This is a genomic window from Methylobacterium sp. 77, assembly GCF_000372825.1.
Classification (GTDB): domain Bacteria; phylum Pseudomonadota; class Alphaproteobacteria; order Rhizobiales; family Beijerinckiaceae; genus Methylobacterium.
In genome coordinates, this window is record NZ_KB910516.1 from 3153582 (window position 1) to 3174705 (window position 21124).

The 21124-nt window shown below is 65.2% G+C and carries 17 protein-coding genes; all 17 read left to right on the forward strand.

From position 1 onward, the window contains the following. Positions 1 to 6 precede the first annotated feature (6 nt). The 17 genes from A3OK_RS0114980 (at position 7) to A3OK_RS23355 (ending at position 20913) form a co-directional block, all read left to right on the forward strand. On the forward strand, positions 7 to 387 hold the full coding sequence (locus A3OK_RS0114980; protein WP_019905704.1) for a head decoration protein: 381 nt from the start codon (positions 7 to 9) through the stop codon (positions 385 to 387). A 3-nt stretch (positions 388 to 390) separates the two neighbouring features. Next, a complete protein-coding gene (locus A3OK_RS0114985) occupies positions 391 to 1422 on the forward strand; it encodes a major capsid protein (protein WP_019905705.1) in 1032 nt (343 codons plus the stop codon). Between the two features lie 11 nt (positions 1423 to 1433). Beyond that, on the forward strand, positions 1434 to 1736 hold the full coding sequence (locus tag A3OK_RS22835) for a hypothetical protein (RefSeq protein ID WP_019905706.1): 303 nt from the start codon (positions 1434 to 1436) through the stop codon (positions 1734 to 1736). Positions 1737 to 1750: 14 nt separating this feature from the next. After that, the gene (locus A3OK_RS0114995) at positions 1751 to 2092 is read left to right on the forward strand and encodes a hypothetical protein (RefSeq protein WP_348625425.1); all 342 of its coding nucleotides are present in this window, start codon (positions 1751 to 1753) and stop codon (positions 2090 to 2092) included. Further along, entirely contained in the window at positions 2089 to 2754 is a 666-nt protein-coding gene (locus A3OK_RS0115000; RefSeq protein WP_019905708.1) for a DUF6441 family protein, read from the forward strand. The genes A3OK_RS0114995 and A3OK_RS0115000 overlap by 4 nt, the downstream gene beginning before the upstream one ends. After that, positions 2754 to 3188, forward strand: a complete 435-nt coding sequence (locus A3OK_RS0115005; RefSeq protein WP_019905709.1) for a hypothetical protein — start codon at positions 2754 to 2756, stop codon at positions 3186 to 3188. The genes A3OK_RS0115000 and A3OK_RS0115005 overlap by 1 nt, the downstream gene beginning before the upstream one ends. 21 nt (positions 3189 to 3209) lie before the next feature. Next, the gene (locus A3OK_RS0115010; protein ID WP_019905710.1) at positions 3210 to 4157 is read left to right on the forward strand and encodes a phage tail tube protein; all 948 of its coding nucleotides are present in this window, start codon (positions 3210 to 3212) and stop codon (positions 4155 to 4157) included. A gap of 44 nt (positions 4158 to 4201) precedes the next feature. Next, positions 4202 to 4591: a hypothetical protein gene (locus A3OK_RS22840; protein WP_036302323.1), complete on the forward strand. Its 390-nt coding sequence runs from the start codon at positions 4202 to 4204 to the stop codon at positions 4589 to 4591. A 351-nt stretch (positions 4592 to 4942) separates the two neighbouring features. Then, entirely contained in the window at positions 4943 to 8593 is a 3651-nt protein-coding gene (locus A3OK_RS0115025) for a phage tail length tape measure family protein (protein WP_019905713.1), read from the forward strand. After that, the gene (locus A3OK_RS23350) at positions 8590 to 9030 is read left to right on the forward strand and encodes a hypothetical protein (protein WP_019905714.1); all 441 of its coding nucleotides are present in this window, start codon (positions 8590 to 8592) and stop codon (positions 9028 to 9030) included. Before A3OK_RS0115025 ends, A3OK_RS23350 begins: the two co-directional genes overlap by 4 nt. Continuing rightward, positions 9018 to 9524, forward strand: coding sequence for a hypothetical protein (locus tag A3OK_RS0115035; RefSeq protein WP_019905715.1), 507 nt, complete (start codon positions 9018 to 9020; stop codon positions 9522 to 9524). Before A3OK_RS23350 ends, A3OK_RS0115035 begins: the two co-directional genes overlap by 13 nt. Before the next feature lie 144 nt (positions 9525 to 9668). Continuing rightward, complete coding sequence (locus A3OK_RS22850; RefSeq protein ID WP_019905717.1) at positions 9669 to 10121, forward strand: NlpC/P60 family protein; 453 nt, start codon at positions 9669 to 9671, stop codon at positions 10119 to 10121. After that, a complete protein-coding gene (locus tag A3OK_RS0115050; protein ID WP_019905718.1) occupies positions 10121 to 13930 on the forward strand; it encodes a host specificity factor TipJ family phage tail protein in 3810 nt (1269 codons plus the stop codon). The genes A3OK_RS22850 and A3OK_RS0115050 overlap by 1 nt, the downstream gene beginning before the upstream one ends. A 74-nt stretch (positions 13931 to 14004) precedes the next feature. Further along, the gene (locus tag A3OK_RS0115055) at positions 14005 to 15990 is read left to right on the forward strand and encodes a hypothetical protein (protein ID WP_019905719.1); all 1986 of its coding nucleotides are present in this window, start codon (positions 14005 to 14007) and stop codon (positions 15988 to 15990) included. Between the two features lie 3 nt (positions 15991 to 15993). After that, positions 15994 to 17583 carry an FAD-dependent oxidoreductase gene (locus A3OK_RS0115060; protein ID WP_019905720.1) on the forward strand — a complete coding sequence of 530 codons (1590 nt, stop codon included), beginning with the start codon at positions 15994 to 15996 and terminating at the stop codon, positions 17581 to 17583. Next, the gene (locus tag A3OK_RS0115065; RefSeq protein WP_019905721.1) at positions 17580 to 18149 is read left to right on the forward strand and encodes a hypothetical protein; all 570 of its coding nucleotides are present in this window, start codon (positions 17580 to 17582) and stop codon (positions 18147 to 18149) included. Before A3OK_RS0115060 ends, A3OK_RS0115065 begins: the two co-directional genes overlap by 4 nt. A gap of 517 nt (positions 18150 to 18666) precedes the next feature. Next, on the forward strand, positions 18667 to 20913 hold the full coding sequence (locus tag A3OK_RS23355) for a calcium-binding protein (RefSeq protein ID WP_019905722.1): 2247 nt from the start codon (positions 18667 to 18669) through the stop codon (positions 20911 to 20913). Positions 20914 to 21124: the final 211 nt, after the last annotated feature.

Genomic DNA, 21124 nt, shown 5'->3' on the forward strand with positions numbered 1-21124 from the left:
CGACCCATGGCTCTCAAGACCCTCTCCTACAAGACCGACTCGGACGTCGTGAAGACCGAAGGTCGGAACCGCATCAGCCGCGACGAGGGCATCCTCGCCGCCGGCCAGGGCGTGCTTCGGCCCGGTGTCGTGCTCGGTCGCATCACCACGACCGGCAAGCTGACGAAGCTGGCGCCTGCCGCCACCGACGGATCGCAGACCGCCGCCGTCATCCTGCTCGAAAACGTGGACACCACCGGCGCCGATCAGCGCGTTGTCGTCCTCGCTCGCCACGCCGAAGTCGTCCTCCAGGCCCTCGAATGGCCGGCGGGCATCACCGCAACCCAGCAGTCGGCCGCTCTCGCCGCACTCGAAGCCAAGAGCGTCGTCGCTCGTATGGGAGTCTGATCAATGCCAACGCCTCTCGATCTGCTCCGCGCGCCGGAGTTCGCCGCCGACCGCCTCACCGAGGCCGTCAACATCCCGCCCTACGTCACCGGCCGCCCCGCGCAGCTGGGGATCTTCACCGATACGCCGATCAACACGACCTACGCCGTGATCGCGATCGAGGAAGGCGAGATCACCATCATCCCGGCGCGCGAGCGCGGCGGTCCCAGCAACAAAAACATGGGCACCGACCGGCAGGAGGCGCTGGTTCGCATCCCGCACTTCCCGCTCGACGATGCCATCACGCCCTCGGACCTGCAGAACCTGCTCGTCTACGGCAACGGCTACGCCCTCCAGACGCTCGCCAACATCTACAACGGCAAGCTGGAGCTGATCCGGGCCAAGCACGATGCCACCCACCACCACCTCGATTGGGGCGCCCTGAACGGTCTGGTGCTCGACGCGACGGGCCGGGTCCTCTGCGACCTATTCTCGACCTTCGAGATCACACAGAGCGTCGTCGACTTCGACCTCGACAACGCCTCGGCCGATGTCGCGTCGAAGAACCGGGCGACCAAGGCCCTGATCCGCAAGGCCCTGCGCGGCACGCCGTCGAGCGGTGTGCGTGTCCTCGCCGGCACCGAGTTCTTCGACCGCTACGTTGGCCATGCCAGCGTCAAGGAGGCGCTGAAGAACTATGCGGGCCCGACCCCGAATCCTGCCCGCGACGATGTCGCCGACAGCTTCGTGTTCGCGGGTCTCACCATCGAGCGGATCGACGAGGACTTCCGCTATCGTCAGGCAGACGGGACCTTCGTGACCCGCGACGCCGTCGGCGACAACGAGGCCATCGCCCTCCCGCTTGGGACGCCACTGTTCAAGCGCTACCTCGCGCCCCCGGACACCATCCAGGAGGCGAACATCCCGCCCTCGACGAAGGTGTTCGTCTCCACGGATGACCTGCCCCACGGCAAGGGCCAGGAGATTCACACCGAGTCCAACGTGCTTCCGATCTGCCTCCGCCCGGATGTGATCGTGAAGCTCACGCGCACCTGAGGTAGGTCTCGATGTACGTCCGGATCATCAAGGCGTTCTCCTACAAGAACGAGCACGGCGAGAAGGTCACCGCCCCGCGTGGTTGGATCGGGGACCTTCCCGACAAACATGGGGAGGAGGCCAAGAAGGGCGGCTTTGCCGTCGACGGTCTCCAGCGTTCCTCGCCGTCGGCCGAGGCCGAGATCCCTGCTTCAACCGACGGCCTCGACGATAAGTCGAAGGCCGACCTCGAAGCGCTCGCCAAGGAGAAGGGTGTCGACATCTCGGCAGCCCGAACCAAGGCCGACATCATCACGGCGCTGCGCGCGGCCTGATGGATGCGTTCGCAATGGGCGTCGATGCTATCTTCGACGACCCGAACCTTGCGATCGATGCGATCTGGCGCGCGGGCGGTGGCTCCGATGGGGTCTCCGTCCGCGTCATCAGAAAATCGCCCGAGGCCGTCGTTGGTCTTGCTGGCAACCAGTTCGATCTTAACGCCACGCTGATCGACGTGCGCCTCTCCGAGGTGGCCGTACCGGCGAAGGGCGATGCGGTCGACCTGCTCGACGACGATGGCGAGGTCACCGAGACGCTGATCGTCATCGGCATGGCCAAGATCGACACTCGGCGGCTGGTCCGCACCTGTGAGGTGGCGGCCGTTCAGCCCGACGACACGGACGAGCCGTGAGATACCGCGCCACCGTCCCCGACATCCGGCAGGCCCTGTCCGGCGCGGAGGTCCAGATTGCCAAGTCGGTGACGGCCGCCATGCGCGAGGTCGAGGGTGGCCTGAAGCAGGATCTGCGCGACGACGTCACCTCGGCTGGGCTCGGCCAGCGCCTCGCGAACACCTGGCGCGGCCAGACCTTCCCGAAGACAGGTGAGAGCGTCGACGCTGCCGCCTTCGTCAGCACGAACGCCCCGAAGTTGATCGACGCCTTCGACCGTGGCGCGACCATCGTCGCGAGCGGGCGGAAGTACCTCGCCATCCCGACGCCCGAGGCCGGCGTCCGTCAGATCTCGAAGCGCCGTTCCAAGGGCTCGACCGACAACACCCTGAGCCCGGCATCCTGGGAGCGGGAGACCGGCGTCAAGCTGCGCTTCATCCCGACCCGCACCGGTGGGGTGCTGGTCGCCGATGCCTTCTACCGGCGCCAGGCGCGCCGCTACCAGGGCCGGAAGTCATTCCGCGCGATCAAGGATAGCGGTCCCGAGAAGGGGCGCCAGTTCGTCGTGATCTTCATCCTGGTGAAGCAGGTGAAACTGCGGAAGCGCTTCGACATCGACGCCACCGCCAAGCGCTGGGCAGACCGCATCCCCGGCGCCATCGCCGCGAATTGGACGCCCTGATGCCAAGCAAGCGCGAACAGGTGATCCAGGCCGTCGTGGCGCTGGTGGCCGCGGCCCTGCCGAAGGCGACCCACTACCGTAACGAGGTCAAGCAGCAGACGATTCCGGCTGGCGGCTATGTCAACGTCGACGATGGTGACCCGGGCGAACCCGACGTGACGCTGAGCCCGACCATCTGGATCTACAAGCACGAAATCCCGCTGGAGTTCGCGGCCAATGCGACCCGGACGGTCTCCGCCGAAGAGCGCCTCGATAAGATGATGCAGGCGGTCGGTGAGGCCGTCGCGGCCGACCGGACGCTCGGTGGCCTCTGCGACTACGTGATGGTCCAGGCGGCCGTCACCGAGCCCCTGACCGCAGACGGCGCGCCCGTCTCCCGGTCCGCCCTCGTCGGCCTCATCGCCGTCTACGGCACCACCGATCCCCTGAACTGATCCGATCCCGAGGAGACGACCATGGCAAGAGCCCGCGGCGCGAACGCCATCATGACGGCTGCGTTTGAAACCACCTACGGCACCCCGCCGACGACGGGGTATCGCAAGCTGCCCTTCGTCTCGTCGAACCTCGGCGAGGAGCAGGGTCTGATCGCGGACGATCTTCTCGGCTACGGCCGCGAGATGCTGCCCCCCTCGCGCGATGTCATCAACAACGACGGCGACGTCGTCGTGCCGATCGACCTGCGCAACTTCGGCAACTGGCTCCGTCTCTTCATGGGCGAGCCGGCGACCACCACGGCCGGTGCGGTCAACACCCACGTCTTCACGTCCGGCGCGCGCGATCTGCCGTCGGCGACGGTCGAGATCGGCCTGCCCGAAGTGCCAAGCTACGGCCAGAACTATGGCGTTCGCGGCAACACCATGCGGATCCAGATGCAGCGCTCCGGCCTGCTGACGGCGACGCTGGGCCTCATTGCCCAGGGCGAGAACAAGCTCGTCGCCTCGGGCTCCGGCACGCCACTGGAAGCTTCGGTCGAGCGCTTCTCGCCGTTCCAGGGTGCAATCACCCGCGGCGGCGTTGCGCTCGGCTCCGTTGTCTCGGCCGAGTTCACCTACTCGAACAAACTCGACAAGGTCGAAGTCATTCGCGGTGACCGACGCATCGAGGATGCCGATGCGGGCATGGTCGGCATGACGGGCTCCATCGTGACCCGTTTCGCGAACACCGTCCTGCTGGATCAGGCCACGTCGGGCCTGCCGGTGGAGCTCACCTTCGGCTGGGTCACGGACTCGGCGCGCACGCTCATCATCAAGGCGCATGCTGTCTACCTGCCGCGCGCCAAGACGCCCGTCACCGGTCCGAACGGCGTCCAGGCCACCTTCGCGTTCCAGGCGGCCAAGGACATGACGCTGGGCAAGTCCGTCCCCGCGACGCTGGTCAACAACGTCACCGCCTACACGGGCTGACGCCCACTCCCTCCAATTCCTCTCGCACCTTTGGCCAGTCCCGCATGCTCAAGTTGAAACCCGCTGCCACCGACCTCGCGTGGCTCGATCTGCTCCCTGGAGTGCGCGTCCGCGTCCGTCCGATCAGCGTCGCCATGGTGCTGATCGGACGCGACGAGGCGGGTAAGGTGTTCCTAGAGAACCGGGTGGCGTCGGAGGCGGATGCCGAGGCCGGCAATCCGAACGTCGGGACCCATGCTGGGATCGCTCTCGTCCGGTCCCTGGCCCATGCCGGGATCGTGGAGTGGGAAGGGGTTGGCGACTCCGATGGTGCCGTGATCGTCGTCACGCCCGAGCATATCGACCTGCTGCTCGACGACTGGCGCGCCTACGACGCCCTCGACCGCCACTATGTCGGCCCGGCGCTCGACCGGGAGCGGGAAAAAAACGCCTGAAGGCCCTCGCCGAGTGGCATTTTGCCGACGAGGGTCAAGAATACTGCGCCGCCTGCAAGGTCCAGTGCGAGGCGTGCCCCTACACTGAGAGCGCACCTCAGACTGCCGACGGGATCAGCGCCTGGGCGGTCATCAGAGCATGCGGCGCCCAGGTCCGGTATGGGAATAACGCGCCCTACGGACTCGATTTCACCGCCGTGCTGATGATGGCCGACGCCATGGGCGCGAAGTCCGCGCTTCTTGCCGAATGCCTGCCGGCGGTCGAGGCGGTCATCATGGGCGCCTATCAGGCCAAGGCTGAGCAAGACACTTAAGACCTATCCGGCCCGAACCCCTCAAACTGGAGGCGTGATGACCCAATCTGTTGCAATCCGCCTCGGTGTCGAGGGTGGGGCCGAGGTAAAGCGCGTCTTCGACGATACGGGCACGGCTGGAAAGCAGGCCTTCGATGGCGTCGTCGTGTCGATGGATCGGGCCAGCGCCGCGTCCGATCGGCAGGTCCAGCGCTTCCAGCGCCTCGCACAAGCCGCGAAGGAAGCGGAGGCCGCCGGACGCGCGCAGACTAGCATCAATTCTCTGCTCGGCGTCGATACAGCCCCCAGCGCATCAGCACGCAGCTCGGCGGGCGTCTTCGAGCAGCAGCTCCGCGCCGCCGAGGAGGCGGAGCGCAGGAACGCCACCATCCGCGATGCTCGCGCGACCCAGATGGCGGCGAGCACGCAGGCGAACGTCGCGTCCGCCTATGGGATCGACGCAGCTCCTGCGAAGTCCGCCCGCGCCTCGGCTGAGGTGTTCGAAGAGGCAGCCCGAGCCCATCAGGATCTTGAGCAGCGAGCGACAGCCCTGCGCGCCGTGATCGACCCGCTCGGCGCGGCGCAGCTGCGCATGAATGCGGCTGTCGCCAATGCCGACGAGTTGCTGGCGAAGGGGTCGATCAAGGTCACCGAGCACACCGCCGCCGTGGCTAAGGCTCGCATGACCTATGACGAGTTCTCCAAGACGACCGAGCGCCAGCGCACCGGTGGCCTTCGTCCGGATCAGTTGCAGAACCTGACCTATCAGGTGTCGGACGTGGTAGCGTCCGCTGCGAGCGGCGCATCTCCGTTGACGATCCTGCTCCAGCAGGGCGGCCAGGTCATGCAGACCTTCGGGCCGGGACAGGGTGGCGTCTCGGGTGTCCTGTCGGGCGTCGCCGAGGCGGTGGGCAAACTCGTAACACCGCTCACCGCGACGGCCGCCATCATCGGCACGATCGGCGGCACGCTCGCCTACGCCTACAGCACCTATTCGGCGGGCCAGCGAGAGGCTCAGATGTCGTTGAACGGCATCGGCCGCCTCAGCGGTGCCACGGTGGCTCAGTTGAACGCCACGGCCGAGGCGTCGGCGCGCCAGGGTGAAGTATCGGTTGCGTCCGCGCGCGAGATGGCGGGCGTCTACGCCTCTACTGGTCGGATCGCGCCACAGTTCTTCGGCGACCTCATCAAGATCCAGCGCGACTACGCCAGCACGACCAAGCAGGAAATTCCCGACGCGACCCGCGAGCTGGCCGGCGCTCTGGCCAACGTCGCGACGGGCGTCGATGCGCTTGAGGCGAAGCTCGGCCCGCTTGGCGGCGGCGCTGGTGAGATGGCGAAGAAGCTGGCCGCGGCCGGCGACCAGACGGGCGCCGTCAAAGTCATCCTCGACGCGTTGCCGGCGACCCTGACCAAGGCCTCGTCCCAGATGGGCGGCCTCTCGCGCGAATGGGAGCGGACGAAGCAGGGGTTCTCCGACAACATCAACTTCATCGGTAAGGCGATGTTCGGCGACGGCACCGACACGTTCGAGAAGCGGATCGCAGACGCTCAGGCGCGGCTGGCCGAGCTCGAAGCCTCTCGTTCGAAATACGGCAGCAAGTCAAATTCCTACCTCTACGAGGCTGAGGCGACCCGTCAGCGGAAGGTCGTGGCCGACCTGCAGGCGCAAGCCGATACGGCACGCAACGCTCCGGCGCGGGCCCAGGCCGATGACATCGCCAACCAGTCGACCCGCGCCACGAAACTCGTCAATCCCGGGCTTGCCGGCATCGAGGCGCTGGAAGCCGTTCAGAAGAGGATCGGCAACGGGCTGTCGACGATGCTGCTCAGCCCCGATCCGAAGATCAACGTAGGCGCACAGGAAGCCCTTGAGACCTACAAGGCTCTGAACGTACAGATCGCCGAAATGCGCGCCAACATGGCGAAGGGCGGCGACGCTGCGGCGACTGCCCTGAAGCAGGCTGATTTTGCTAAGTCGACGGGCGATCTACAGGGCTATTCCCTCGCCGTTGCGCAGTTGAACCATCAGTACGATCAGCTCATCGAGTCGCGGAAGGCTGGCGACGCCGGCCGGCGTACGGTGTCGGTCGAGAGCCTGAACGAAGCGCGCACAGCCGCCCTCGCAGCCCTGGCTGCGCAGAACCGTCAGGCGGTGATCCGCGCTACGGTGATCCCGAACGATTCAATTGCGACTACCATTGCGGCTGAGAGCGGAGGCAACAACTACGCAAAAAACCAGCGCTCGTCCGCATTAGGTGCCGGACAGTTCCTGAAAAGCACCTTCGTCGAGTTGTTTCGCCGCTACGACACTGAGGCTGCTGCAGAGATCGATGCGGCCAGCGCCAACCAAAAGATCGCGGATGACACGATCGCTCAGCTGCGCACGAACCGGCCGATCTCTGAAAAATACATTGGGATCTACCTTCAGCAGATTACCAAGGAGCTGACGGACACTGGCTATGCTGGAACACCTCGGAATGCACAGCTTGGGTATTTCCTCGGGCCCGGCAGTGCGAAGAAGTTCCTCGACGCCGACCCGTCGGCCAACGCTGCCTCTGTCGATCGAGCCGCCGCCGCCAAGAACCCCGAGGTGTTCAAGAACGGCGCCGCTACGGTTCAGGACGTTTTGGACTATGCGCAGAAGCGCGCGACCGGGAACAACGCACCGGCGCGGGCATCCAATGAGCGCGTCGTTGCGATCCGCGCTGAGGCGGCTGCCTACGACCAGAGCGCATCTCGCCAAGAGTACCTGCGGACAGTCCAAGATCAGTTGAATGCCGCCCGCGAAAACGGTGAGGAGATTGGCGTCCGGTTTAAAACTGCAGAAGAGTTGCTGAAAGCGCCCGTCTCCAGTTTGACAGCAGAACTTCAGGCGCAACGATCCGCCATTCTAGGTGTCGCTGATGCGCGTCAGAAGGCTTCCTCGACCGCCTTGTCCTCTCGTTTCGAGCGTGACACCTCGAACGCCTACGGCGCCCTCGGCCGGACCTCCGAGGAGCAGTCGGTCTATATGGGCGCGCGGGGCTATGCCGAGGAAGGCACCAAGGAGTTCGACGCCTACTATGACCGCCTGCGCGATCTTCAGCGCTTGTCGGAGACCAAGAGCACGACCGGCGGATTCCTCAAGGATCTGAAGATCGACCTGATGCAGGGCGCATTTCTGTCCACCGCCATGACCAACGCCCTTGGGCGTCTGGCCTCGCGCCTTTCCGACAAGGTGCTGGATAGCGCGATCTCGATGATGTTCGCCGGGTCGAGCAAGGACGGCGGCTCGATCGGCACCTTTCTGACCAGCATCCTGCCGAAGTTCGCCACCGGCATGACGCCTGAGGGTGTGGTCTACGGCCCCGGCACCGGGACCTCGGATAGCATCCTGGCGATGATCTCGAACGGGGAATCCATCGTCAACGCTGATGCCACCCGGCGCTTCGGTCCGATGATCAAGGCCATGAACGAGAACCGGCTCCCGCGCTTTGCCGCCGGCTACGTGCCGAAGTTCGATGGCCCTGCCAACTCTACCGGCGCTCAGTCCATCGACCTGAACGTGATCAACCAGTTCGAGGGCGCGCGGGTCGAGAAGCGCGAGGTTCCCGACGGCCGCGGCGGCAAGCGTCCCGAAATCCTCATCCGCGAAGCCTTCGTTCAGGGCGCGAGCACCCGCCAGGGGCAGCAGGCCATGAGCCAGCAGAGGGTCGCCACCCGATGATCCCTCTCTGGCCGGCCAGCCTGCCCCAGCGTGTCCTCGCCGAGGGCTACAATGAGGGCTTCCGCGAAGGCAGGTTACAGACCGCCCCCGAGCGGGGGCCGGCGAAGTTGCGACGCGGATCCTCGTCGGTTGGCAAGCCGGTTCAGCATTCGATCAAGATCGACGCCGAGCAGATGACCATCCTCGAACGCTTCTGGGACGTCGACACCGGCGGCGGCGTTCGTCCGTTCTGGTTTCCCGACCAGACGCGCGGCGGAATTCCGATCCTGACCGAGAGCGGCATGCCGATCCTGACGGCAAACGGCGCCCCGCTGCTGAACGCGAAGTGGTGGCTGGTCCAGTTCGGCGGCACCTGCCCGAACGTCGGCACCCGCACGCGCGGCATGTCCTTCGTCGTCCCGGTTCCTATGACGGTGCTGTACTCATGGGCCGCCTGATCTCGCTGAACGCCCGCAAGGCGATGAACGCCTCAACGACCGACGACGGGCCGGTGATGCTGATTAAGATCACGCATTCGAGCCTGCCGGCGCCCGTCTACCTGTCGAGCGATCCGACTATGCGGTTCTCGTTGGACCCGCTGCGCTACGGCACCCGCCACCAGGGGCAGGACTACGATTTTGTCATCATGGGCGCGATCATGCCCGACGACGAAAAGGACACGCCGCCGAAGACCACCCTGGCCTTCGAGAACGTGGCGCCCGACATGGCGGCTCCGCTGAGGGCCATCTCGTCGCCGGCGCGGATCGACCTGACGGTGGTCATGGCGCTGTCGCCGGACACGATCGAGGCCCGCTACACCAACCTTCGCGGCGTGAAGGCATCTTACGACGCCGACGCCGTGTCGCTCGACATCTCGCGCGAACCCTACACCTCCGAGCCCTGGCCGGCCGGGCGCATGTCGCCGAGCCGGTTCCCCAGCCTGTTTCCGTGAGCCCAGCGCAAGCCGCGTTGATCGCGGCCGTGTCCGCCGTCACCTCGGCATCACTCGGCGCCGACGGGGCGCAAGTCGCCACGACGGTCTGCGTCTGCATGGCCGTCACGCTCGCCGTTCACCGCCTCAACGCATAGGCATCTCATGCATTGGTCTGCCGACTATGTCGGGCTCCCGTGGAGAGCCCGCGGGCTCACGCGCGAAGGTATCGCGTGCTGGGGCCTCGCCCGCCTCGTCTACGCCGAGCAGCTCGGGATTGAGGTGCCGGACTACGCCGCTGCCGTATCGTCGCTAACGGAGCGGGCCGAGGTCGCTGCGGTGTTCGCCGAGAACACGTCGGCTGCGGGGCCGTGGGTCGAGGTGCATGCCGCAGGTGCGCAGTTCGAGATCGTCCAGGACTTCGACATCCTGGTCTTCCAGCGCGCCGGGCTCACCCATCACGTCGGCATTGCGATCGGCGGCGGGCGCATGCTCCACATCGACACTGATCAGGACAGCTGCCTCGTCGACTTCACGACGGGCCGGTGGGCATCGCGCTTGGTCGGGGCATACCGGCACAAGGCGCGGATCCTCGACCCGGTCATGGAAGCCGCCTGATGAACGCACCCGTCCGCGTTCTCGCTCAGCCTCACCTGCTGGATCCGACCCGTGGCCGGGTCGATCTCATGGTCGCGCCGGGCCAGAGCATCGCTCAGATGGTCGCCGAGGCGATGCCGGCGGGGCGCAGGCTGGGCGGGGCATACTTCCGGGTCACGATCAACGGGCAGCCGATCGCCGAGGCGCTGTGGCACGCGGTGAAGCCGAAGCCCGGCATGCAGGTGCTGATCCGAGTGGTGCCGCAGGGCGACATCCTGCGCAACGTCCTGCTGATCGCCCTCACCGTGGCGGCCGTCGCCGCGGGCCAGTTCTACGGACCGATGCTGGCCGGCGAGTTGCTGTTCGGTGGTCTCGGCGGCGTCGGCACCGGCTCGCTCGGCACGATCCTGTCCGGCACCATCACGACGACGACGCTGCTCGCCGGCACGCTCCTCATCAACGCCCTGATCCCGGTCCGCAGCGACAAGAAGGACGCGGCGACCTACGGCATCCAGGGGCTGCGCAACCAGGCGCAGCCCGACGGCGTCGTGCCGGCCATCCTCGGCTTCCACAAATCGATGCCGCCCTACGGCATGCTGCCCTACACGGAAACGGTGGGCGACGACCGATTCGTCACAGCCCTCTTCATCCACGGCTACGGCCCCCTCGCCGTGCGCAACCATCGCATCGGTGAGACGCCGATCGAGCGATACCAAGAAGTCACCGCCGAGCATCGCGAGGGACGGGTCGGAGATGCTCCGCTGACCCTGACGCCGCGTCAGATCGTCGAGCGGGGCCTGTCGATCGAGCTTCTGAACGGCGGCCCGGGTGCGGGTCCGCAGACCCGGTTCACGAAGGCGGATGTCTCAAGCTTTTCGATCGATATCGGCTTCCCTGGCGGGCTCGGCGGCGTCGACAAGGACGGCAAGAAGGTCAGCGTCGGCGTCACTTTCACGCTCCGCTACCGCAAGGTCGGGACGGAGGCTTGGACCACGATCCCGATCTCCGTCTTCGCGAAGCTCTCGGGCAAGCCATTCACCCGCACCTTCCCGTACGACGTGCCGGAGCGCGGCCTCTACGAGATCGAGATCACGCGGACCAGCGGCGACTTCGACAGGCCCGACCAGGATTTCTCGAAGAAGGACATCCAACGCACTGGCCGATCGCAATGGACGGCGCTGCGCTCCTTCCGGCCGGAATACCCGCTGAACTTCGACGTTCCACTGGCGGTGTCCGCCGTGCGCATCCGTGCGACCGGGCAGCTGAACGGCACGCTCGACGAGTACAATTGCGACGCCTTCTGCATCTGCCCGGATTGGGACGTCGCGACCGGAACGTGGATCGCGCGCGAGACCCAGAACCCGGCCTCGTTGTTCCGGCATGTGCTGACGGGGCCAGCCGGCGCTTATCCCTTGACGGTCGACGAGGTCGACGCGCTGGGGGCCTGGCACGTCTACTGTGCCGTGAATGGCCTGACCTACAACCGGATCCACGACTACGAGGCATCCGTCCTCGACGTGCTCTCCGACATCGCCGCCGCCGGCAGGGCCAGTCCGCACGACAAGGGCGACCGCTGGGGCGTCGTCATCGACCGGGCGCTGGATACGATCGTCGCGCACATCACCCCGCGAAACAGCTGGGGCTTCAAGGGCGAGCGGTCCTATCTGACCTTCCCCGACGCGTTCCGTGTCAGCTTCCTCGACGAGACGAACAATTACATCAAGGCCGAGCGGATCGTACCGTGGCCCGGCTTCGTCGGTCAGCCGAAGGTCATCGAGAAGCTCGAACTGCCCGGCATCACCAACCCGGCCCAGGTCTGGAAGGAGGCCCGCAAGCGCCAGTACGAGATCATGCTTCGGCTGGACACCTTCACGGTGAACCAGGACTTTGAGAGCCTAGTGCCCGTCCGTGGCGATCGGGTCGAGCTTTCGCACGACGTTCTCGACCGCGACCAGACCTCCGCCCGCGTGGTCACCGTGACCAACTCCGGCATCGTCGTCGACGAGATGCTGACCATGGAGGCGGGACAGCTTTACGCCGCCCGCGTCCGCTATACCGACGGCACCTCGAACGTGTTCCCGGTCCAGACGGTGGCGGGCACCTCGAACGTGCTGATCCTCACGGGTCCGGGCACGCTGCCGGCCTACGACGATCTGATCATGTTCGGCAAAGCCACGCGGGTCTCGCAGTCGTGCACCGTGAAGGGCATCCAGCCCCAAAAGGACTTCACCGCGGCGCTCACGCTGATCCCGCACGCGCCGGAGATCGAGGCGCTCGTCGCCGCCGACGTGCCGCCGGCATGGAGCGGCCGCGCTGGCGCTGTGGTGGACCAGCCCGTCAGCATCCCCGTCGCGCCGATCGTCGTCAGCGTCGATTCCGGGACGTCCGCGTCCAGCCTCGCCACCACCGACAACCCCTATCCGGTCGTCGTCAATCTGCGCCCGAACCCTTCTGGCACGACGCCGCTCGCGACCTTCCAGGTACTCAGCCGCAAGGTCGGCATCACGACGTGGCTGACGAGCGCCGGCCTGGCGGGTGCGGGCAGTGTGCTTCTCGCCGGCTACGCCAAGAACGACGTGATCGAGTATCAGGCCCGCGGCGTCTCCACGCGCGGGACAGCCGGCGACCTCACGGCGCTCGCCACGCACACCGTCGGCGCCACCGACGCGCCGTCCCCGACCGGGCTCGTCGTTGCGGTCGAGCGCGCTGCGGTGAGCAGCACGACCAGCATCGTCTATCTGCAGCTCACCTGCTCGACACCGGTACGGGACGACCTCTCGCTCGTCGGTCGCTATCGATCGGTCGGAGCCACCGCGTGGACCACGCTCCCGCTAAACGCATCAGGGCGAACCTCGATCGCGTCCGGTCCGCTGGTGGATGGCACGGATTACGAGGTCCAGGGCGCGCTCTCGACGGATTCCGGGGCGGACATCAGCCCGTTCGTGGCGGCATCGGGCTCGCCGATCCGCGCCACCGCCGACAACGTCGCTCCCTCGGCACCGACCTACACCTCGGCGACGCTCGCCGGGACGACGGTCAACCACGCGATCAAACAGTCCGGCGGCAACGCCCGCAGCGTTCAACTCTTTCGCGCGCAGGGCTTCGGAAAGGTGTTCGCGGACGGCGGCCTCAGCGTCAGCAAGGCGGTCGATCCCAACCAGACGGACACCCTCACCGATACGGTCTCGCTCGGCTACATCACATGGTGGCTGACGGCGCTGAACGGGTCGGGCGTCTCCAGCGGGCCCAGCGCATCGCAGTCGCTGCTCTACGTCACGCAGCCGGGCAACATCACACAGTTCCCGAACGACCTGACAAACGCCGTTTGGCTCAAGACCGCGGCAACGGCAGCGCTGAATGGCACCGGGCCAGACGGCAACGCCGCCACGATGATCTCGGAGACGACGGCCACCGGAATCCACACGGCGGCCTACAAGGCGACCGGGCTGACCTCCGGCGCGAAGCTCCGTGCGGTCTGGGGCGTCAAAGCGGCTGGCCGAACCGCGGGCCGTATCGACCTCATCAACAGCTCCGGCACCGGAGCGGGTGACTACGTGCGGACGACCTTCGACCTCTCGGCCGGCACGATCAGCGTCGGCACCCCGAGCGGGACCACGTTCAGCGGCGTCACCGCGACCATTCAGAAGGTCTCGGTCGACTTCTGGCTCCTCATCGTCACGGCCAACACGTCCGCATCGACGGGGGCGTCTGGGACGATGGCGATCGAGGATCGCCTCAACCTGGGCAGCGCCCCCAGCACGATCTCGTACGCGGGCGACACCACGAAGGGAATGCTGGCCTGGGCCTGCTCCTTCGCGCCGGTGATCTGAACCACCCAACCACCATCCGAGCAACCTGACGCCGCCTCGCTTTCGCGAGCGATGGCGCGCGGGAGACCCTGTGCATGCCGCTTACGACGGAACTGCCCGTCGGTGATCTCTTCGAGTTCATCGGCGACTTTCGGCTGAATGGAGATGGTCCGCCAACGACGGGTCGGATGGGGCTGGATCGTCTGCAGGCGATCCTGCTTGGCTCGACAAGCCTTGTCGGGGCGCGGATTGCGCTGATCGAAGGCCGCCTCACGACCGCCGAAGGCTTCACCAACCAGATCACCAACATCAACACCCGCCTTCAGACCGTCGAGGCGTTGGGCGGCATCAGCAACGGCACTGACCTCGTCGCCGACGGCGCGGCGGTTCGCACCACCCGCTACTGGGGCCGTCCTGGCGAGGCGCCCCGGACGTGGACGGCATCCATCGCCGCGACCTCGTCGGCCGCCGCACCGCTGGTGGCAAGCGGGGCCTACAGCATCGTCGCAACGACCATGGGGCCGGCTCTCCGGATCACGGGCGTCGCGTCCGCTCGGCCGATCGCGCAGATCCCGCTCGATGACACTCAGGTCGAAGAGTTCAAGGCCGTAGTCAAGCGGGGAATCGACGACACGACGACCCCCGCCAACCCGGCCAACAACGCCCCGGTCTTCGTCTTCGCGTGCTTCAAGGCCGACGGCACCGACAATGGCACCGTGGCCCTTCCTGCCGACCCGCTGACGGTCGCGCAGGGCTTCAAGAGCTACACCTTCCGCGCCTCGCTAGTCGCCGGCCTCGGCACGGTCGACCTGCCCGCGAACACTCGTCGCGTGAACCTGATCCCCGGCGGCAAGGGCACTGGCGCCATCGACGTCCTCAGCGTCGAGAGGTCGTCCCAGAGCCTGACCAGCGCTCCCGATATGGCCGACGCCATCGCGCCGGAAGACCGCATCTTCATCTTCGATGACAGCGTCAAGCTCATCAAGAAATACTCCTTTGCACAATTGGAGGCTTACTTGGCACCACCACCCGTCTACTGGTTCAAGGGGCCGAAGACCGCCTCCAAGGCCGAAGGCACCCTCATTGCCGCTCCGGCAGGGGCCGCGATCATCCAGAATTTCCGGATCCAGAACACATCGCGGACTGCCTACATCGCCGTTGCGTTCAGGGGCGTCGTAGCGAGCCTCACCGATGGCGGGTCGTACATCTTCGGTCCGGGCCAGGGGCGCGACTTCGACGTTCTCCCGCAGGGTCGCATCGGCATCATCTCCGACACCGATGGGTCGTCGATCTCTTGCGACTTCACCTCGACCATCAACCTCGATCCGAACGCCGCTGACCGGGCCGCCAAGCATCTGGCCCGCTACGGTACGGCGATGACGGCTCCGCAGACATCAGCCGTCGGCACCCTCTACAACGCGCTGTACGATGCCGGCTGGATCGATCTCTGCGCCAAGGGCGGCTACCTGTGGGTCGGGTCGGCCCCGAGCAATTTCGACGGCCTCATCAATTGGTCGGGCACCAACACGTTCAGCCGCATCCTGCTCGGCGACAACACCATCCAGCCGGACACGTCCTTCTCGGGGACGCTGTTCAACGGCTCGAATGCGATCGACTCCCTCGTCAAGCCGACTGTCGCGGCGCTTCCCAACCATGCGCTGTTCGCCTGGACGGACGCCACCCTCAAGAACTTTGCGAAGGTCTCCGCCGGCAACACGGTCATCCGTCTGAACCCGGATCGGTCGAGTGGGGCGGACTCCGTCTACACCGGCGCCGGATCGAGCATCTTGACCGGTATCCCAGGCTACGGCGGCCTGAAGGGCTACGTCCGTCGGGACGCGGACAACTTCCGCTACTACCGCAACGGTGATTATCGGCAGGACGTGGCCAAGACGGTGAACGAGACCACCGGCGGCTCCCAGACCCTCGCCATCGGCGCGCTCAACACCGGCTCCGGCATCCAGCAGGGCGAGACGACGCCCATGAAGATGTCGCTCTACACGCCGACCATCCCCACCGATGACCAGGTGACGAAGCTCTACAACGCCTTTGCCGCCTTCCACACCGCGCTGGGGGCCTGACCCATGGCGATCGTTGCAGATGTCGACGTCTTCATCATGGGCTCGGGCGGGGCGGGCTTGGCCTGTGGCGCGCGGCTTCGCAAGTTCGGCCTGTCCGTCGCGATGGCGGACGAGGCGCAGTGGCCGGGCGGCCTGCTGACTGGCGGTCTCGGCCTGCCGGATTATGTCGGCGTCGGCCCGAGCTCCGACACCCTGAGCGGCGTCGGGCGGCAGTTCTTCTACGATTGCGAGACGGCTGCCATCGCCGACGGCGCGGTCGTGGGCACGCCGGCCGACAGCACCACCACGCCGCCGACCGCCGAGGTCCGCGGTTACGGCCGGTATCAGGATCTGCCGCGCCGCTACCTGCCGGAATGGGGGCGATATGCCCGCGACCGGATGCTGACCGGCATCCAGACCTTCTGGGACATCGAGATCGTCGACTTCCAGATCGACCAGTTCACGAAGCTCGGCGGCGTCGTCACGTTCGCGGACGGGCGTCAGGTCCGCGCCAAGCAGTTCGCCTCGGCCTCCTACAGTGCGGAGCTCGGGCGGGCCGCCAGGGTCCCCTACACCTTTGGCCGCTCAGAGAACCGGGCGACCTTCAATGAGGTGCTGGCCGGCGCCTACAGCAACAACCGCAACACGGTGGCGGCAGCCGTGCTGAACGCCAAGGGCGACATCGTCCGCGAAAACCAGGGCTACACCATCGTCGGCGAAGGCATCGGTGACCTTCGGACCATGGCCTACAACTGGCGCTCGACCTTTTCCCAGCATCCGCAGCGCCTGCCGCTCCAGGCTCCAACCCGCCCCGATGGCCTGCCCTTTCGCGAGGCCGATTTCGAGGATTGGATCAACGAGCGCGGCAGCAAATACACCACGATCGAGGGCATCACCTCGGGCCAATACGTCGATGCCTACTGCATCACGACGAACGGTGGCTCGCAGTGGGGATCTCCGAGAGACTACACCCGCTGCAAGACGAAGGCGCAGCGTCGCGCATTTTGGGCGTGGCACTACTACTACACCGCCGGCTGGTACTACCTCGCGCAGACCTCGTCTCGGGTGAACCCGGCCCTCAAGGCGAACATGGCGACCTGGGGCCTGCCTCATAACCACAACGTCACCGAGTTCTACGGGCAGCGCGGCTGGTCCGCGCATCTCTACGTCCGGACCAGCCACCGGATGCGGGCGGCGGGTGTCGTTTCCTTCGAGAATATCGGCCGGTCGGCCGTCGGCACGGTCCTCGAACCGATGGGGCGCGGCGGCTACCATGCCGACAGCCACGCCAAGTGCCATGCGACCATCCCCGGCGGCGGATACACCCAAGACGGGGACATGATCGACGACGTCCAGGACGGTCGGACGTACTGGAACCTGCCGTTCGCCGCGCTCAAGCCGCCGCCCGGCATCATCCGGAACATGCTGGAAATCGGGTGCCCTGCGGTTACCGAGACGGTCATGTGCTCGCTTCGGATGGAGCCGACCTGGATGTCGATCGGCGAGGCCGGCGCCATCGCGTTCTACGTCGCGGTCCGCGACGGCATCCCGGTCTCCGAGGTGCCGTATGCCAAGATCAAAGCCATCGTCGATAGCCTGGGGTTGAAGGTATGAGCGGCATATTCGCAGGCTTCGGCAGCGCGGGCGGCGGTGGCGGCGTCATCTCCGTCCCCGGCCGGGGCGTCGTGTTCCAGCTGGGCGGCACCAAGGACAACCCGCTCCTCATGGGCCTGCCGATCCACGGCCGGGGTGGCATCCGCATCGAGAACAACGACGGCGTCGACGGCCCGCTGACGATCTGGAACATGCCGGACGGCGTGCTGATGACCGCCGAGGGCGTCGACTGTTCGGCCACGACCGAGATCGAGCTCGGTATGGCGACGCAGGACGGCCAGGACACCTACATCATCGACACGGTGACGTTCTGGGGGGCGACCTCGGCCCCAACCGTCTTGCGGGGCAGCGTCTATTCCGGATCGGGCGTGAACAGCACGCTCCTCGTCCCGGCCACGCAGAGCTTCGCGGCTCTGACGTCGAGTGACGTGGTCCTCGACGTGCCGGTCCAGGTGAAACGTGCGGCCCGCTACGGCCGCCTGCTGTGGAAGCCATCCGTGACCGAGAACATCAGGATCAACATCGCCGTCTATCGGCGGCTGCTGCGGCAGGTCGAAGTGTTCTGATCTGCGACCCCGTCGGACCCTCACGGGCTGACAGCAGGATTTCGCTGCGAGCTAGTTGTCAAAATCTAACGTTTGGTACCCATCGCTGAATGTCCGAGAAGGGCGGGGAGCGGACCCTGGCCGTCAAGCCCGAAGCGGACGTACTGCTGCCGACTCAGCTTTGCCGTAGCTGCCGGTCCTTGCCGTCCTCGGAAGCGGACGTTCGCGTGTTGGACGTTAAGAAACATCGCGGTTCTCATCATCGCGTTCTTGCCTCGGCAAGCCCAGAAATGGTCTACCCGCCTCCAATAAGAAATAACTGGTCGATTTAATCCCTAACCACTGCGAAATTTATGTAGTAATTTTGCAGCAGTCTAAATAGCAACATTTAGAAATGTCACAACTAAGGCCACTATCAATAGTTACTCATTCTTATGATCTCGACCTGAAACCTTTATGGTTAACCATGCGTATAAGCGTCGCCGCAAACCCGTGAGCCGCACGTGCATCTCAGGCTGCGAGCTAGGGAGACGACGAAATGGCTACGATCAATGGCGATAACGGCGACAATTTCCTGACCGGCACCGAAGAAGAAGACACCATCAATGGCCTCGGCGGCAATGACACCATCGACTCAGTCGATCGTCCTGCCAATATTTTCGCAGGATCAATCAATCCGGTCCGTGATATCGTTCGCGCCGGATCTGGCGACGACACGGTTACTGGCGGCAAGCTCGATCGGCTGGTCGGCGGCGAAGGCAATGATTTTCTGTCGGTGAATTTCAATTTCAACGGACCAGTTGTCGGCTCGGCGACCCCGATCAAGTTGACGCTTGATGAGAATGGGACGGGCAGGGCATCCGATGGCACCGTGATCTATGGCTTTGAGTCGGTGAACTTCAACCTGTCCGATACCGGTGACAATGTCGTCGATACTGGCAATGTCCGGGCGCAGCTGACGGGTGGAAACGGAAACGACACGCTCACCACCGGATCGGCGGACGATGTCGTCTTTGGCGGCGGCGGTAACAATGTGATCTCGACAGGTGGCGGCAACGATACGATCAGCGGCGGCTCCGGGATCGACACCGTCTTTGGCGGCGGCGGCGACGACACTTTCGGCGTCAACGTCTACACTGACGGCAGTGACCAGGTGAATCTCGGCGACGGCAACGACACCGTCCGGTTCGACCGCTTCGACGGCGGTACCGGTAACGTTCGCCTGACTTTCACCTCGGCCGAGGTGGGCAATGGCAACACCAACGATGCCGGCAGCTTGACCAACCAGGATGGCGGCTTCGCCGTCCGCGTCCAGGCGGAGGATGCTGACGGCAATCTGACCGGGCCCGTCTCCCGCTACGACGATGAGGGGATCACCTTCGTCGCCGGGACGCAGGGCATCACTTTCGACGTACGCGACCTCGTCTCGGGCACTCAGCGCGGCAATACGTTCGAGGGTGTGGTTCTGGGGACCGGCGGTGACGACGCGCTGACGTTCTTCCCGCCTTTCCGCGCCGGGCAGGACTTCTACTACAACGCGGGTCAGGGCAACGACACGATCTTGGCCGGAACCGGCAACGACTTCCTCGTCGGCGGTGCCGGTAACGACACCATGATCGGTGGCCTCGGCAATGACAGCTACATCGTCGATTCCCTCGGTGACACGGTGGTCGAAGGCGCTGACGCAGGTACCGACACCGTTCTGTCCTCGATCACCTACTCCCTGTCCGACACCGTCGAAAACCTCACCCTCACAGGCTCCGGCGCCATAGATGGAACCGGCAACGCCCTCGATAACAGCATCACAGGCAATATCGGTGACAACCGTCTTGCTGGCAGAGAAGGAAATGACCTGATCACGGCTGGTGCTGGTAACGATCTCCTCATCGGCGGCGACGGCGACGACGTTATGACCGGTGGTGCCGGCGATGACATGTACTTTGTGGGTTCAGCAGGTGATCAGGTCAACGAAGGTGTCGGCGAAGGGAACGATACCGTTCGCTCGGCGGTCGATTACGCTCTTGGCGCCAACATCGAGAACGTCTTTCTCCTTGGATCCGACGACATCAACGCCACTGGCAACGAAGGCGACAACAGCCTCATCGGCAATAGCGGTAACAACCGTCTCGATGGTGGGGCCGGGGCTGACCGCCTTAACGCTGGCGATGGCGATGATGTCCTCGTTGGTGGAACCGGCGCCGATGTCATGCGCGGCGGAAACGGCGACGACACCTATGTCATCGACGATGCAGGTGATCAGGCCATCGAACAGTCGGGCCAAGGCTTCGACACCGTTCGATCCAGCGTCAGCTACACGATGGAAACCAACATTGAAAAGCTGGTGCTCAATGGCTCCGAAGACCTAACCGCCAGCGGAAATGCTGGCCGGAATCAAATCTACGGCAATGCCGGCGACAACGTGATCTACGGCGATGACGGCCGCGATCTCCTCTACGGCCGTGATGGTGCCGACACCTTCGTGTTCAAGGCTATCACTGATAGCGACATCGAAGTTGCTGGACGCGATATCATCAAGGACTTCGACTTCGCCGCAGGTGATCGTATTGACCTCAGCGGGATCGATGCGGACTTCGGACAGGCCGGCGACCAGGGCTTCCAGTTCATTGGAACGGACGCCTTCTCCGGTCAGGCAGGCGAACTGCGGACGAAGTTCGGTGGGGGTAACACCCTCGTACAAGGCGATACCAATGGAGATGGCACGGCTGACTTCGCCGTTCTCCTCCAGGGCCATCAGACCTTGGATAACGGGTCATTCGTCGTCTGACGTTCACCTACATCCTCAGAGGGGCTGTCTGACGGCAGCCCCTTTTTTTATTTCCGCTAAACGACCGAAAGCCTGACAGGTTGGCTAGGTATCGTGCGGTTTGCCTGCCCTGGGCAGCTCGCGCCTGGAAACCCTGTCTGGTTCTCAAAGATCAGGAATATGTTTGTGACGGTACGCTCCGACTGCGCATCGTGAGGGACCGTTCGGGGTC

Coding starts and splice junctions, on each gene's coding strand:
- A3OK_RS0114980 (WP_019905704.1), top strand. CDS start 7: ATGGCTCTCAAGACCCTCTCCTACAAGACCGACTCGGACGTCGTGAAG.
- A3OK_RS0114985 (WP_019905705.1), top strand. CDS start 391: ATGCCAACGCCTCTCGATCTGCTCCGCGCGCCGGAGTTCGCCGCCGAC.
- A3OK_RS22835 (WP_019905706.1), top strand. CDS start 1,434: ATGTACGTCCGGATCATCAAGGCGTTCTCCTACAAGAACGAGCACGGC.
- A3OK_RS0114995 (WP_348625425.1), top strand. CDS start 1,751: ATGGGCGTCGATGCTATCTTCGACGACCCGAACCTTGCGATCGATGCG.
- A3OK_RS0115005 (WP_019905709.1), top strand. CDS start 2,754: ATGCCAAGCAAGCGCGAACAGGTGATCCAGGCCGTCGTGGCGCTGGTG.
- A3OK_RS0115010 (WP_019905710.1), top strand. CDS start 3,210: ATGGCAAGAGCCCGCGGCGCGAACGCCATCATGACGGCTGCGTTTGAA.
- A3OK_RS22840 (WP_036302323.1), top strand. CDS start 4,202: ATGCTCAAGTTGAAACCCGCTGCCACCGACCTCGCGTGGCTCGATCTG.
- A3OK_RS0115025 (WP_019905713.1), top strand. CDS start 4,943: ATGACCCAATCTGTTGCAATCCGCCTCGGTGTCGAGGGTGGGGCCGAG.
- A3OK_RS23350 (WP_019905714.1), top strand. CDS start 8,590: ATGATCCCTCTCTGGCCGGCCAGCCTGCCCCAGCGTGTCCTCGCCGAG.
- A3OK_RS0115035 (WP_019905715.1), top strand. CDS start 9,018: ATGGGCCGCCTGATCTCGCTGAACGCCCGCAAGGCGATGAACGCCTCA.
- A3OK_RS22850 (WP_019905717.1), top strand. CDS start 9,669: ATGCATTGGTCTGCCGACTATGTCGGGCTCCCGTGGAGAGCCCGCGGG.
- A3OK_RS0115050 (WP_019905718.1), top strand. CDS start 10,121: ATGAACGCACCCGTCCGCGTTCTCGCTCAGCCTCACCTGCTGGATCCG.
- A3OK_RS0115055 (WP_019905719.1), top strand. CDS start 14,005: ATGCCGCTTACGACGGAACTGCCCGTCGGTGATCTCTTCGAGTTCATC.
- A3OK_RS0115060 (WP_019905720.1), top strand. CDS start 15,994: ATGGCGATCGTTGCAGATGTCGACGTCTTCATCATGGGCTCGGGCGGG.
- A3OK_RS0115065 (WP_019905721.1), top strand. CDS start 17,580: ATGAGCGGCATATTCGCAGGCTTCGGCAGCGCGGGCGGCGGTGGCGGC.
- A3OK_RS23355 (WP_019905722.1), top strand. CDS start 18,667: ATGGCTACGATCAATGGCGATAACGGCGACAATTTCCTGACCGGCACC.